The organism is Ensifer sp. ZNC0028 (assembly GCF_000799055.1).
In the GTDB taxonomy this organism is placed as follows: domain Bacteria; phylum Pseudomonadota; class Alphaproteobacteria; order Rhizobiales; family Rhizobiaceae; genus Ensifer.
Genome location: NZ_JTLA01000196.1, coordinates 1 through 14,021 on the forward strand (window position 1 = coordinate 1; position 14,021 = coordinate 14,021).

Below are 14,021 nucleotides of genomic sequence, written 5' to 3' on the forward strand. Positions count from 1 at the left end.
CGACCGCCAGCAGATAGCGCTCATGCGCGATCGAGAAGAAGCGCAAGGAACCGATGTTTTCGACCGGTCGAATGAAGCCGAGATTGATCTGGCCGTTCTCGATGGAGCGGATGATGTCGCTGGTCGAGCCACTCGTCACATGCAGCGCCACATCGGGAACTTTCCGGCCGATGCGAGATAGAAACGCCGGCAGAACCCCAATCGTCGCCGGATAGACGGTTCCAATCTTGATCGTGCGCGCCGCCTTGCCGGCAGCAGACCGCGCCGCATCCATCGACAGTCCGACGTCACAGATAATTCGGACCGCCCGATCGTAGAACACCTCCCCTGCCCGCGTCAGCTCGACCCGCCGCGTCGACCGTTCGAGCAGCCGGACACCCAATTCCTTTTCCAGCGCCTGGATATGCGCGCTCAGAGCCGGCTGAGCGATGCACATCCGCGCGGCGGCCCGATTGAAGTGCAGCTCCTCGGCCACCGCCACAAAGAACGAAAGTTGGCGAAGTTCCATAGCAACCTCCTTACACTCGAAAAACTCGCTCTCGCTATGGAGTGCGAGATCGCCGAGCTATTTCAGAAGATTCCCGATGGGATGACCGGCATTGAACCACTCAAAAGTGGCCGCCGCCCGCCGTCGGCACGAAACTCAAAGTAAGCTTCCAGCGGCGAAGGCCCGCGACACTCACTTCCAATCGATACATTATGCGATCTCTTTGGCCCAAACCGTGAACGTCACGGCAACAAGTCGTGCGGAGTGCCCGCCCCGCCGTCACTGTACGTGTTCGTTTGCAGCAAGCGGCCGACCCTTGGAGGTATCCCGGTCAAGCGATGACGTTTCTGCAAGCCGAGACTAGGATTTTTCCTGTCGCCCCATTCGCCATTCGAAAGCCTTGCCTTCACGTCCGATGATGTACCCGACGAGCTTCTCTACCTCCTCAATGGCTCGGAACAGATCCGCTTCGGCAACTTCGACGCGACGCCCGAACCAGGAGGCGGGATCCTCCGGGTTAAGATCTTCCTTGTCGCCACCTACAAAGAAAAGCCTCGGGTGCTTACGGATCGTAGGCTCATCGTAGTATGCGTCGAAACCTGCGTAGTCGTCCGTGTGCTGGGTGAGGTTGCGAGCCAGAACCACCTGCTCAATGAGCGCAAGATCTGCGGGGCAGTCGCTCCAGTCGGTGTCGAGAATTTCGGAGAGGACCCCTTTATAACCGTTGACGAATCCTTGCTTGAAAAGGGTCTTCTTCGCCTTGGCGCTCGGCCTGAATCCAAATTCGCGCTCGAAGTTCATGAAGGCGATTTTGAGCGAGTTCGACAGTATCGAGAGACATGAGTAGCCCAGCACGTTTAGCGCCATCTCGGCCTGCAGCCATTCCGTAAGATATGGCGGTTCGCCGCATTCCATGTCGTACCCGCGCGGCGGCTCGTCAAAAGGCGGCGTTTCCTCGTCAATCGCTCTCTGGATTTCAACGAACGGCTTACGTCCTTCGCGGTAGTACGTACGGATGAAGTTGGTGCGCAGGTCGGCGAAATATTTAACGCCCATGGAGCTCCTCGCGAACCGCTGAAACGATCAGCCGGTTCTAAACCGGCGGTACGCGTCGGGTACAGATGACATGCCCAGCGTTGGCCTTCTTCGCGATGCGATACTCTAATGTTTTCACCTCGACGACAGGCGACGACAAGCATTCGCCACTTCTACAATCAGCATCACTCTATCGTAAGTGGATAATTTACCCGACCACGCGATCTTAGCGTCCATCGGGCGGCCGCTTGCGCTCACTACCGCGAGACCGCTGGAAGACACGCGACGGGACGAACTACTTACGCTCAAGAACGGCGTCTGCTTACGAGATTTTTGGGGGGGATGAAATGCAAAGCAAGCCCAGCGCGGCCAAGGCGAAAGAACCGACCGGCATCGAGAGCGTAACTCAATTTCTCACTGAGATTTACAGACTAAACCCCTCCGCGGGCGTCCGCTGCTTTAGAGGAGAGGCTGATGCGCGCTGGAAGCTGATGCCTTCAGTGATGAGGAACCTCCGCGTGGACGCAGAGAATAACATCTTTAGCGAATTGATGGCAGAAGCACCGAACGAGTTCGCAGACGATCGAAGCATGTTCGGACGCCTAGTACGTGCCCAGCACTACGGCCTGCCCACGCGCCTTCTCGACGTTTCCCTTAACCCATTGGTCGCTCTCTATTTCGCGTGCTCGGACGAACCCCAAATGGAACACGACGGTAAAGTTCTCATCTTGGATTTCAGAAAGACGAACGTGCGCTATCCGGACAGCGACACAGTCAGCCTAATATGTAATCTCTGTCGCTTGACAGACGAGGAAAGACGGGAGCTGAAAACTGCGGGTTTGAACAGAAAGCTTCCCGACGAAGAATTTCAGAAGCTTCCTAGCGCTGAGCGACTAGCTCACTTCGTGCGCATGGAGAAGCCCTACTTTCTTAACAAGATGCGATCGGCCGACTTCCGCAAATATTTCTTTGTTTATCCGTCTAAGGCAAACAAGAGAGTGACCGCGCAGTCTGGTGCCTTCGTCGCCGCTGGGCTGCTCTCGTACAAGTCAACGGAGAACATAGTTTCGTTCCAACAATCAGTCATAAATGTCCCCGCGTCTGCCAAACCGGACATTCTTAAAGAACTTGATATCCTGAACATTAACTCTCGGTCAATGTTCCCGGAGATTGAGTACACATCGAGATATATTAAACGAAAGTGGGAAAACGAGCGGTCTTCAAACATAGAAGATCTTTTCGGTGGAATTTTCGTCAACTTTTTTGAGAAAACAAACTGACGGTTTGCTCTTGCATCGATAAGAAATTTTCTTGTTATATTCACAAAAGGCAAATGGGAGAGACACGTGAAGAAAATTGATTCTTCGCTGTGGACAAAGCAGCCGCTACTTGTTTCAGCTTTCCCCAACCCCTACTTTCAATTGCAGCAATCCGGTTCTGGGGCACATTATGGTCCGCAAGGTCACGCCAGCTCAGTACAATGCCATGATCAGGCGTCATAACGCCGAGGTCGATCGAATAAACAGGGCAAACCGCGCGGCCGCTCAGAAGGCTGTGCGGGAATATAATGCCGAGGTTGATCGCGTTAACCGGCACAACAAGCGGGTCGTGGATGAATACAACCGCGCGATCCGTCAACACAACCAGAATACCCAGAGTGCGGTCCGCAAGTATAATCAGGCTGTGAGAACCCACAATGCAAACGCGCGCAAAGAGCGGCATGATCTAGCAAGGCAAATTGCCACGCTTAAAAGCGGCACCAGCTCGAGCCGGTATATCGAGGTCAGCCAATCTACTTACGATATGTACGATCGTTTCGAGAGGGTCGAACGCGAGGCTCAGCACAATTCCGCTGTCTCGGACCTGCTCACGCTTTCCGAGCGGGAAGCGGCGAATAGCATTGCGGTAGCGGAAGCCTTCAATTCGGAAGCTCCGGTCGTGCCTGAGGTGATCCCCGACTCAGGAATCATCGAATATCTGGAGGGCTTTTCCGAAGATCTATGTGATCGCTGGAGAGGGGCCATTTTCGCCCTCAATCCGGCGAATACAGACGCCGCACGCCATTTCTGCACAAGCGTCCGGGAGATCTTCACCGAAATTCTCGACAAGTGGGCCAACAATGTCGATGTGTTGGAAGCAGATGGCGGCTGCGAGAAGACGCCGCAGGGCACTCCGTCACGCAGGGCGAAAATCCGTTACCTGCTCAAGAAGAAAGGGGCGGATTCTCCTGAAATGCTCGGCTTCGTTGAAAAAGATATCGACGATATCCTACAACTATTCAAAGTGTTCAATGAAGCCACACATGGGGCAGCTGGCAAGCATGGCTTCGCGAAGCTTCTGAATATCCGCCAGCGTGTAGAAGGTGGGATAATGTTCCTCGCTGCGTTGGCGCTCTGAATGCCCCTCCCACACCCTGGCGAATTGGATCGTCGAAGCGCGAAGACTGCGGGTAGGTTATCGCGATTAGCCGCTTGCGTCGGTCGCGACGCACCTCCAACCGCCAAATCACGACTACATTGCTGGCTTGAGCTCAGAGCTCGCCCATATCTACATTGGATGCGGCTTAGTCGCGACGACGCGTAGGGAACTTCCATGAGCGAAGACGATCCGGTTGAAGGCAAGACGCCTTATAAAGTGAAGCTGTCGGATCTTAAAAGCACAGAGCCGTTGGATATATCGGACTTCACGGATCGCACCGGCGCTGCCGCCGAGACGTTCAATGCCTTCCACAGCCCAGGGCCGACCGACCTACTGACGCGCCAGATGGAAGAGGAACAGCGCAGAATCAGGGAGCTGACCCAATCTCCGGCCGGAGTGGGAAAAATTCTCGACGAGATAGAGCAGCATCGAAAACGGATGGAAGACGCCATCGGTCCGTTGGGAGGCATGCAAAAGCTCTACAGTGACCTGGAGGCACAACGTAACCGTATTAGCGCCATACGCTCGCCGACCGGTTTCCCCGCGGAAATTGAAGTCAAACCAATGCGTCTGCCGACCATTCCGCCGAACCCCATCCTAAATACCAATAAGAAGCTCGAGGATATCGAAGCAAAGTTTGAGCAAATGCTGACGGTCATGTCAGGTGCCGCGAACATCGCCAATGATATTCAGGGGCACGCGGCGCATTTCCTAGAAAAATTTGATAAGGCTTCCGAGCAGACGGACCGATCTGCAAGAAGCGCGGTTCGCGTGGCCATCCTCGCCCTATTCATTTCCGTCGTCACACCTTTCATTCCAATGGTGATCGACCACTTCTGGCCCGATGAAACACCGGCGAAACTAGAAAGTTTGGCGCGACAGATCATTGATCGCCAAGCAGAAGACCGTGTAGCAAACGATCGGCTCCTACGGGAACTGTCGCAAACCCATCGTGCTTCGGCCGACCGTGTGGCACAGGCGCTCCGCCAGCGTGATGGGCAGATTTCGAACATGCTTGAAGATATCAGAGCGATTGCGAGGAGCTCGCACTGAATGCGCAACCATTAGCTCTGGTCGTATCCCTTGCATCGGATTGGAGAAAGCATGAAAGACCTTGCCGCTGAGATTCCTGACGCCGATCTATTGCTGGAGTTGGAGCCGGAGGAACTTGCGGGAAAGCTTTTATTCGTCCTTAGGCGAAGGTTGGCCAATGGCGCTCGAAGTGTTCATCTCGGCAACGCCCTGAATGAGGTAATCGGCCATTTCGGTAACGACGCTCCGTGGCCGGTGCAGCGCGCCGAGCCGATTAAAGTGGCGATTACAGAGGCATGGTATTGGCTGATCGCCCAGGGAATGCTTATCCCCACACCGGATGGCAATGGCCCCAACGGGTTCTCGATCGTAAGCCGACGCGGCCAGGCCTTTGAAGATGAACGTGCTTTCGCCGCGCACCAGATCTCGCGTCTGCTACCAAAGGACATCCTGCACGCGCGCTTCGCTGATCTGGTTTGGTCGTCGTTTGTTCGCGGCGAGTACGACAGCGCGGTCTTCCAGGCCATGAAAGCGGTCGAGGTTTACGTTCGAGAAGCGGCCAATTCCGGGAATGATCAAATCGGTGTCCGATTGATGCGTGATGCCTTCCGGCCTGAAGGCGGCGCGTTGACGGATACTACGGCTGAAGCCGGCGAACGGACCGCACGTATGGAGCTTTTCACAGGTGCCATCGGATCCTACAAAAACCCTAACTCTCATCGCGATGTGAACATGGAGGATCCTGCGGAGGCTGTCGAGATCATCATGTTGGCCAATCACCTTATGAAAATCGTCGATGCGCGCGTTGCCGCATTGAATGATGTGGCCTGATGGACCGCGACCATCCACTTCGTCAATGCCATGAAAGCGGGCGGTGACCCAATGGCACTGCGAGCTGCCAGAGATGGACGGACTGTTGAACGCGTTGTTCCGAGCGTTCCACTAGTTCGGAGGCCCCGATCTTTCAGATCATCCCCAGTAGAGATCAGCAATATGGCGCTTGAATTCCCCCTTCAGATACTAAAATCGGTTTGGGTGAATCGCCCCGACGGGCGGTGGTCTATAGACAACGTCAAAGGGCTTACCCTTGCCTCGAAGGCTGAGGACGATCAGCGGTATTTTCTTTTGCAGGGCAACGTGGAGGTTTTGAAAAACAACCCGAATGGCCGATTTGACGACGTTCTCTCCCTCTTTGGAACCACTGAATTCTTGATGCAGCAGAGCATCGTTCCCGTGGTGGCGTGGCTGGAAGGTGAAAGCGCGATCCGATGCATAGGAACTGCATCCATAATTAGCTGCACAGGCTACCTGATCACAGCTGCGCATGTGCTGCTTGATCCTTTGGAAGCGGGCTACGGGGCAGTGCGTGTCGGCCGAGTAGTACAGCATCGCGACGAACTGAATTTCGGGGTCTTTATACCCTATTGGATGCAAGGCAGAGGGAGTTATCTGCAAAAGGCCTTTAGGTTCTTCCCTTTCGAAAAAATGTGGGCTTGGGGCGATTGGAAGCAAAGTCCGCTTCTGTACGAAGATGATCGCTGGGAGCACCTCACTGATGTCGCTGTGTGCAAGATACCCCAGATGCCGGGCGGCCAAGCCCATCAGCCGCTGAACATGTCTCTGAACGCCTTCACGCCGGGGGAGGATGCTTATGCACTCGGGTATGCTGAGATGCCGGACATTGAGATCAATCCAGCCACCGGCCGGATTGTTGATGATGATTTTGGGCTGAATCTCTTCGTAACTGCCGGTAACATCCTGCAGACATTCCCCCAGAACCACATTGCGAAGGAAGTCTCAACACCTGGACCCTGCTTCGATTTCAATGCCCGAGTTCCAGGCAAGATGAGCGGCGCTCCCGTTTTTGGTGCAAGGGGCGCGGTCGTTCGTGGTGTCGTAAGCCGGAGCTTCTCGGGAGAGGAGCATGCCTACGGCTCGATGCTAGGTCCCGCGATGGACCTGCCCATGAATGAGCCCGAGCTTCAAGGCCGCTCCTTGCGGCTTTTGCTGCAGGAAGGAAATGAGGGGATGGCTCAAGTCCACGGCGCTGGGCTCTAGCGTCTTCCGTGAAGATATCAAGGTTCTCGGACCGGCTCTGCATACGGAAACCAATGCCAGCCGGTTTCTATCATCACGTCTGACAAAGCCGCCGAGCTCAGCATAAAGCCGAGCGCCCCCTTTGCTACAACAGCCCCACGCTGCGCAGCAGGTCGCGCAGTTCGGCCTCTACGCTTGACGCACGAAGGACGCCATCTAGATCAAGTCGGCGCGCTAGGTCCGCGCGCGACATGGGTTTTCGGTACTCCGGCCATTCTTTTTCAAGCGCCCTGATCGCGGCCGCAGAGTCTGGCGGGCGATTGGCCGTCTTGCCCATCAGGTGGCGTAGAATAACTGCCTCAAAGCAGGGTCGTTGCCAGACGATGACGATGCTATGATCAGCCGCCAAGTTACGCGCAAGTCTAGCGCGCTCCGGATCTTGCTCAGCCTGATCAGAATCGAGAAGCGCAAAGCGCTCATCGAAGGCAGTGCGTGTCTTCTCTAGCCGCTTCAGACGTAGCACCGCCATTTGGATACGCGATAGGGGATCACCAGTTCCCGGCCCAAACTCGTCGATCTGCAAATGCACCGCGAGATTGGCTTCGCGGATCAGATCTTGCAAAAAACTTGCGTAACCGACTTCTGACGCGCCTTCGCAGCCGATATAGATCGGTCGGCGAAGCATGATATGTGGTGGACGTCGACGGCTCATCCGAGGTGCGGGACCCCGCCATATGCACCACTCAGGTACTTGCGGTAGTGGTTCTCGTCGCGACGCACCTTTACATCCATGAGACTGTAAAGATGGCTGCGACCCTGCCTGTCCTTCTCGCAAATTACGATTTCCTCCTTGTTGAGGTAATCGAGCAGCGAGGCCGAATGGCAAGTAAGCCAGAGCTGTGCGTTCAGCATGTTGCGCCCGGAACCCGAATAGAACCAGCGCACCAGTTCCGGCAGCATATTCGGATGGATGGCCGTGTCCATTTCGTCAATTGCCGCAAGACCGCCCGTGTCGAGGGCAGTTGCGATGAACGGGAACATTTTGATGAAAGCCCGCGTACCGTGGCTTTCCATCATCCAGGGCATCTCAACCTCAAGACCTGCATGCTTGAACAACAAGAGTGGCCCGCTCTCCGTTTGCTGAAAGCGGATCCCTTCGACGCCTACGTCGATACGGCTCAGCTCGTCCTTCAGAAGCGAAACGACGTTCGGCTTGTTTTTCAGGTAGTCAATCACTTCGCGATCGGCGAAGGAATGCACGGGCTCAATCTGAAAGAAGGCGTGGCGCGCCGCATCCACGAAAAGCTGCGCGCTGGGATGCTGAAATTTTGCGAAGGACGACAGCACCGTGTGATTGCCGGCGAGCGTCTTCACGAGGTGCTGGAAACCCGAAAGGCTGAAGCTCTTAGAGTCCTTCACCTTGCCCTCGGCATCTCGCTCAAACACACGTTGCCATTTCCCTTGACCATTCGGTTTCTGACGGAGCGCTTCGGACGCGATCCGCATCGCGAGCCCTTCCTTGAGCTCAATTTCCAGTTCGTACCGGTAAGTGCCTTGCTCGACCTTTTCGCCGTCCAAAGCACGCTGATGGACCTCTGGTGTCAGGTTCATCGCGCCACTAAGCTCGATCGCGAACTTAATCGGCCGATTGGCGGAAGCCGCATCGTTGAAACGCTCGATGCCAGTAAAACCTGGGACCGTACGCGCCACGCTGTCGCGGATCATCGTCACAACGAATTCGAGCGCGCGCAGCACCGTTGTCTTGCCCGACGCATTCGCGCCGTAGAAGGCGACGACTTTCGGCACGCGTGCGTCCGCGCCGTCGAACAGGGGGGTATAACGACCCTCAGGATCAGGCACTTTTGCATCCACTGTCAGGTCCAGAATCTGCAGATCTCGGATGGAAAAGAAGTTTTCGACTTCAAATCTATACAGCATAACGCGCCCCATTTGGCGCTAAAATAACATAATTGACGAATATTCGTCAATGATCGCATTTAAGCTTGTTTTTCTCCCCGCTTTCACCGGACACTCAGCATAAGCGGGAAGGCTCAAGCACAGACTTGAAGATGGGGATATGTCTAACGAGTTTCGACAGGTTGTTGAGGCTGTATTTTTCCGACCCTGTGAGCAAACCAAATTTGCAAACTGCGGCCGTTTGGCGTTCCGGATCTGACTTTCCCGTGGGTCCGGATTACCTTCCCTTGCGTTTACCGCGGCGGTGTTTGGGCGGCGAGACCCGCGACGGAGCAACGTAGGGCGGCGCTTGAGGCGCAACTATTGCCATATTACTTCGCCGGCGCCGTCGGTGACGACGGACCACCTCAACCATGCTCTCGCTGCTTAGAATTTGCGCGACAGCATAGCGGACCCCATACATGTTCAACGAGCGTGCGGCGAGAAGCATATCGTCCACCGTCAGAAAATGCCCCTTTACCCAGTCCAGGATGTAGCTCTGTTCCGTCGAACCGACGTTGTTGAACACCAGTGCGACCGTGATGTTCCAGTATCTCGGCTCGTAACGGATGAGCTTTTCCAGAAGAAGCCCCATTGCACTCTCAATGAGCCCAGGCCGCCTCCCGTTCCGGGAACGTGCGATCTTCATAAAATTGATCACTACCTCGGCGTGGGCCACGATATCTGCGTCGGGGGTGCCGATAAAGTCAGCCGCGGCCTCGAAATCTTGAAGCGTGTCTTCCTTTGCAAGGGAAATGAGTTCGGCAAACAACGGCCCATTGACTGTCAGATGGCCATGGCGAAGCCGGCCCAGATCGACGGTCTTCGCAACGTAACGCTCGGTCGTAAGCCCGCCTGTGCTGACTGAGTCCACGAGAACGCTTTGAAGCCAAACGCCGGGAACCGACCATGCATTCGCTGCAATCTGCCGGAAGTACATGTCTTCAGATAGAAGGACGTGGCCGCGATTTGCTAGTACTGCCGCATCCATGACGTTTGAGCCGAAATTCGCGATGAAGACCTCGGCAATCGCATTTCGCTGATTTGGGGCGGTAACGGCCTCTACGACGCAGTTGGCTTCTATCTTGTCACGTTGTGCGCGGATGAAGGTTTGCCACTCCGAGAAACGTTCTCGCGTGAGTTCGTCCCTGTAGAATTCGCCGCCGCGCCAGGATAGCGAAAACTCCCGTTCCGAAAAATCATCGCCGCCCTTCAGGACGACCAGGTCGTCGAATACGGACTGGGAGATGTAGAGGCTACCGAACGTCTCCTTCAGGACATCGAAGATATCCATAGATGCGGCGGTCCATGCCGCATAAGTGTCTAGTACCGCCCCCCGCCCCCGGTACTCTTCGATGATTTCCTGAGCTTGGGATTGCTCGAGATCCTGGCCGACACATGAACGGATTTTCTCACCGATGGCCCTGAGGTAGTCTGCGAAGGCAATTGGCGACCGCTCGAACTTTCGGGCAACCATGTGGAAAGGGACATGGTGCTTCAGGTACAAGTCTGCGCGAGCTCTCTCGCTCTCCCCGTGAGACTTGATCTGCTCCAGGATGGGCCCGACATCGTCCCCCTTGGTCGTAAAGGCATAAAGACCACCCGCGTCGGGAAACCGCGTCTGATAGTTCTCCATGATGTCGTGGAGCGCATGGAGATACTTGTGCTTTATCTCTTCGATCTTCCAGACAGGCTGGTCTCCCAAAGCGCGCTCTTCGCTAAACGTTTCTCCCACCTGCTTCCCGATGGAGAGGCTGGCGAACGGGTGGCGAGGCGAGACATACCCACCCGTTGGGTCGTCTTCTCCATTCTCGATGATGAAGGCAAAACCACGATGGTCCTCTCTGCTGAGCCTCACCCATGTATCGACGGCGACGACCGGGCTGGACGGGATCGATATCCTGTCCTCAGAGCCAAGGATTAGGATTGCGTACTTCCGTGCGACTTCTGCGTTGTTCGGATTTGAGCGCAGTACATCGTAGGCGTACTTCAAGGCCTCATCGCCGCGCCCCACGCGACTAAGCTCGTGCGCGATATCGAGCATTTCTCCAGGCTCACCAGGCATCGTCAAGAGCTTGTCAATCGAAAGGGCCGCGGCGATTTCGCTGGCGCGGTCCTGCCTCTTCAAAAGCACGATCAAGGTCAGGACGGAATCAATGTCAGGCTTCGTGTCGAGGAGGCGTCGTGTAAGCTCTTCTGCTTGGGAAAGCGCACCGTAGTTGAAGTGCATCCTTCCTTCTGCGCGCATGTAGAACGGCTTGGAGCGTATCTCGGTCGGGAGGCGATCGAAAAACGCAGTCGCTCTCTGCCGAGTTGGCCTCTCGTTCACGAGACCGAGGGCAAGTGATCGCAGTTCGTCCGAGTCGCGGTTTTCGTCGATACGTCCGTCAAGCAAGTCGGCTGCATCGCTCCAGTGCCCCTTCCTCGCCGCGTAAGTCGCCGTCATTATCCGCCCGGAATGGTGCGTGGTGTCATTCACCGCATTGATGGCATTGCGCCACGCTTCCTCCGCCAGTGCGTCCATTTTCAGAGTGTCGCAATACTGCGCAGCGAGGATACTCAGTCTGGGATCGTCCGACGCATCTTGCACCAAGTCTTTCACGGCCGTTTCGAGGTCGGCCGGGGGAGTTAGGACGAGCTTGGCAAAACGCAGCGCCAGATCGCAAATCCGCCGCTCCGACTGGGGTACCGCTTCAAGCGCCAACGGATCGATTGCCGACAGCGTTTGCCAGTCATTGCTCGCAACAGCAGTTTGAAAGACCATCAGAGTTTTATCGGGCCCCTCGACCAGCTTCGGCAGAAGCTCGTCGATGATCGGATCGCCAGTCTCATAAGCGGCGCCGGCTGCACGGAGGATGAAGGCACTGTCATTACCGAAAAGCGGGATGCCCTCCCTGATCAGCTCCATTGCCGATTTACGATCTCCGCTGATGCGGTAGGCCAGCAGCAGGTTGCAGCAGACAGCGCTGTCTGCATCGTCGACCTCGCCCTCGGCGGTCCTTATGCGTTTCCATACATCAGAGAGCTTCGAGATCGCTTCATCCAAGTCGCCCCGCTGCCGCTCAGTGAGTCTGCCGGAATGGAGGTACTCCTTGTCCTCGCAGATCGCATCGATGACGGCGTCGGCGGAGAGCCGCTTGGCGAACGGATCATCAGGAAAGCGGTTGGCAGCATCGCCCGCTACGCTCCTCCACCTCACCGACAACCGGTGTCGATAGAAATGAGCCAGCGAATTGAGAACACCCGGCGTTTCGTGGTCGCTTTCGGGAATGAGTGATAGCGGGTCGTCGATAGTGTCATCGAACCTGGCAGCCTGAACGACGTGCGCCGACAGGTGTTCGTCGGCCGCCCTCGAGAGCAGGTTCTCCCGCCCCATTGCAAGGACACCAAAATAGTCGCCTTGGAGCAGCAGGGCAAAAGCCTTGTTTGCGATCGCTTTCGGCTCAGTCGGCGCGTGGGAATAGGCTTCCAACAGAAGCTCCACAGCTTCTTCGCTCTTTCCCTTGGCGAGCAGACAATTCGCGATGTTTGCCTTGATCCTGAAAAGGATGCGACCTGAAGCCGTGCCTTCAACACGCTCCAGCAAACGCTGAAACTGGGCCAAGGCGGTCATTGCTTTTCCGTCGTTTGCGATTGTCCGGTAGCCGTCTATCTCCGCGTCCAACTGAACTTCGACGGCCGCTACGCTGCCCTGTGTGCTCTCAGCAATCGCAGCCAGTATCTGTTTGCTGGATTCTCGCAAGTCGTTCCCGACCTGCAGAAATCCGCTCGCCATCTCCCCACGGGCCAAGTTCTGTACCGTGCGTACCTCTGTGAGCTCCGCGCGAATTTCAGCCGAGTACACACCGTAGCTCGGGTCAAACGCGCGCATAGCTGCCGGGAACTGGGCAACCTTCTCCGAGATGGTCCCCCACCCCCATACGTAGAAGAGGATGTCGCGGCCATTATCTGCCTGTTCGACGGCGAGTTCGTCGGCCAATACCTGCAGGTCGTTGTCGTCCGGCGCAGTGGTAAGGATGAAGTATTCCGTGAGAGCCGGTTTGAAACCCAGAGCTTTTCTGAATTCTTCCCGGACCTCCGTTTCTGTGAGCTTCGTCCGTTCGCTCTTTAGCTTGCACTGTATGCCGACAGGTTTTCTGACGTTTTGCTTTCGATACCCGCGAAGGTCGACACCATTTTGGGCCTGGCCACGGCGACCAACCTTGAAGACGTTGGGATCTTCCAGGATGCATTGCCACAAGATCTGGCAATTGCTTTCGAAGTCCTGCTCGTTGGCTGGTTTTGGTATCTGGGTTCCTGCTGTCGATGCCATGCTTCTGTATCAGTTCGAACCAGACGGAAGCGTCCGCACCTAGAGATTGCACGATTGTATATTTACTTCCAGCGAATGTTCCACTTGCGTTCGCGCCATCCACAAACGGTACTGACATTCAAGTAGCCGCTTTCGCCCGCTGGAAACTTCGAAGGCGAAATGGGCGCGCCGGGCGGAAATGAATTACCCATTTATGCTGCGCCGGGGCCGAACACCTCCATCCGCAAGAACCGCGGATGGTTCCCGTCGTATGCGCCCTATCCACTTAGCCCTTACCCTTGAGCATCCGGAATTGGCGAACCGAGCTGCAAATGCCCATCGTTCCCCAACGCATCTGCCACACCAAGTGCCCCGGTTACGCCCTTCTGCCAGCACCTTGGCGATCTTAGGTTGACATTAACCATATGAATTAACGTCTTTAATTTCACAAACGGAAGTCAATCTGCTACATACTTCCATCATCCGGACGTCAATTTCCACACCATTTCACTATCGATAGGTTTCAAGTATCGATAGTGAAGGATTTGGATTCGGAAATGACATAATTCTGTATCACACCACCGTCAGAACCCCTCGAAAGACACGCTTTCAACGATGGCCGCTTACGCCAACGCCTCGCATTGCCCGTGCACAGCGATCGTGCTATCTAGGTAGAATATAGAAACATAGGAACCTCGGAGGACAGGATGGCGCTGAGTATCAAAGACCACGACACCGAGCAGCTGGCCCGCACGCTTGCCGAAC

The 14,021-nt window shown here is 55.7% G+C and carries 10 protein-coding genes; 5 read left to right on the forward strand and 5 right to left on the reverse strand.

Annotated elements, in window-relative coordinates; genetic code table 11:
- Window positions 1-508, reverse strand: a 508-nt coding sequence (locus L981_RS32415) for a LysR family transcriptional regulator (RefSeq protein WP_043626743.1), incomplete at its 3' end; no start/stop codon positions are given.
- 339 nt (window positions 509-847) lie between these two features.
- The gene (locus L981_RS32420; protein WP_043626746.1) at window positions 848-1,543 is read right to left on the reverse strand and encodes a hypothetical protein; all 696 of its coding nucleotides are present in this window, start codon (window positions 1,541-1,543) and stop codon (window positions 848-850) included.
- A 326-nt stretch (window positions 1,544-1,869) separates the two neighbouring features.
- Here L981_RS32420 and L981_RS32425 point away from each other — a divergent pair, with 326 nt between their 5' ends.
- The 5 genes from L981_RS32425 to L981_RS32445 all read left to right on the forward strand — a co-directional run bounded on the left by L981_RS32425 (window position 1,870) and on the right by L981_RS32445 (window position 7,030).
- Entirely contained in the window at window positions 1,870-2,802 is a 933-nt protein-coding gene (locus L981_RS32425) for an FRG domain-containing protein (RefSeq protein WP_052202140.1), read from the forward strand.
- Between the two features lie 109 nt (window positions 2,803-2,911).
- On the forward strand, window positions 2,912-3,919 hold the full coding sequence (locus L981_RS32430; protein WP_245281758.1) for a hypothetical protein: 1,008 nt from the start codon (window positions 2,912-2,914) through the stop codon (window positions 3,917-3,919).
- Window positions 3,920-4,114: 195 nt separating this feature from the next.
- Window positions 4,115-4,993 carry a hypothetical protein gene (locus L981_RS32435; RefSeq protein WP_043626752.1) on the forward strand — a complete coding sequence of 293 codons (879 nt, stop codon included), beginning with the start codon at window positions 4,115-4,117 and terminating at the stop codon, window positions 4,991-4,993.
- A gap of 51 nt (window positions 4,994-5,044) precedes the next feature.
- Window positions 5,045-5,803, forward strand: a complete 759-nt coding sequence (locus L981_RS32440; protein ID WP_043626755.1) for a TIGR02391 family protein — start codon at window positions 5,045-5,047, stop codon at window positions 5,801-5,803.
- Window positions 5,804-5,965: 162 nt separating this feature from the next.
- A complete protein-coding gene (locus L981_RS32445; protein WP_043626757.1) occupies window positions 5,966-7,030 on the forward strand; it encodes a trypsin-like peptidase domain-containing protein in 1,065 nt (354 codons plus the stop codon).
- A gap of 124 nt (window positions 7,031-7,154) precedes the next feature.
- On the opposite strand, the gene L981_RS32450 is transcribed toward L981_RS32445, so the two are convergent.
- The 3 genes from L981_RS32450 to L981_RS32460 form a co-directional block, all read right to left on the reverse strand.
- The gene (locus L981_RS32450; protein WP_052202141.1) at window positions 7,155-7,694 is read right to left on the reverse strand and encodes an RloB domain-containing protein; all 540 of its coding nucleotides are present in this window, start codon (window positions 7,692-7,694) and stop codon (window positions 7,155-7,157) included.
- Window positions 7,695-7,717: 23 nt separating this feature from the next.
- Window positions 7,718-8,947 carry an ATP/GTP-binding protein gene (locus L981_RS32455; protein ID WP_043626763.1) on the reverse strand — a complete coding sequence of 410 codons (1,230 nt, stop codon included), beginning with the start codon at window positions 8,945-8,947 and terminating at the stop codon, window positions 7,718-7,720.
- 256 nt (window positions 8,948-9,203) lie between these two features.
- Complete coding sequence (locus tag L981_RS32460; protein WP_043626766.1) at window positions 9,204-13,277, reverse strand: hypothetical protein; 4,074 nt, start codon at window positions 13,275-13,277, stop codon at window positions 9,204-9,206.
- Window positions 13,278-14,021: the final 744 nt, after the last annotated feature.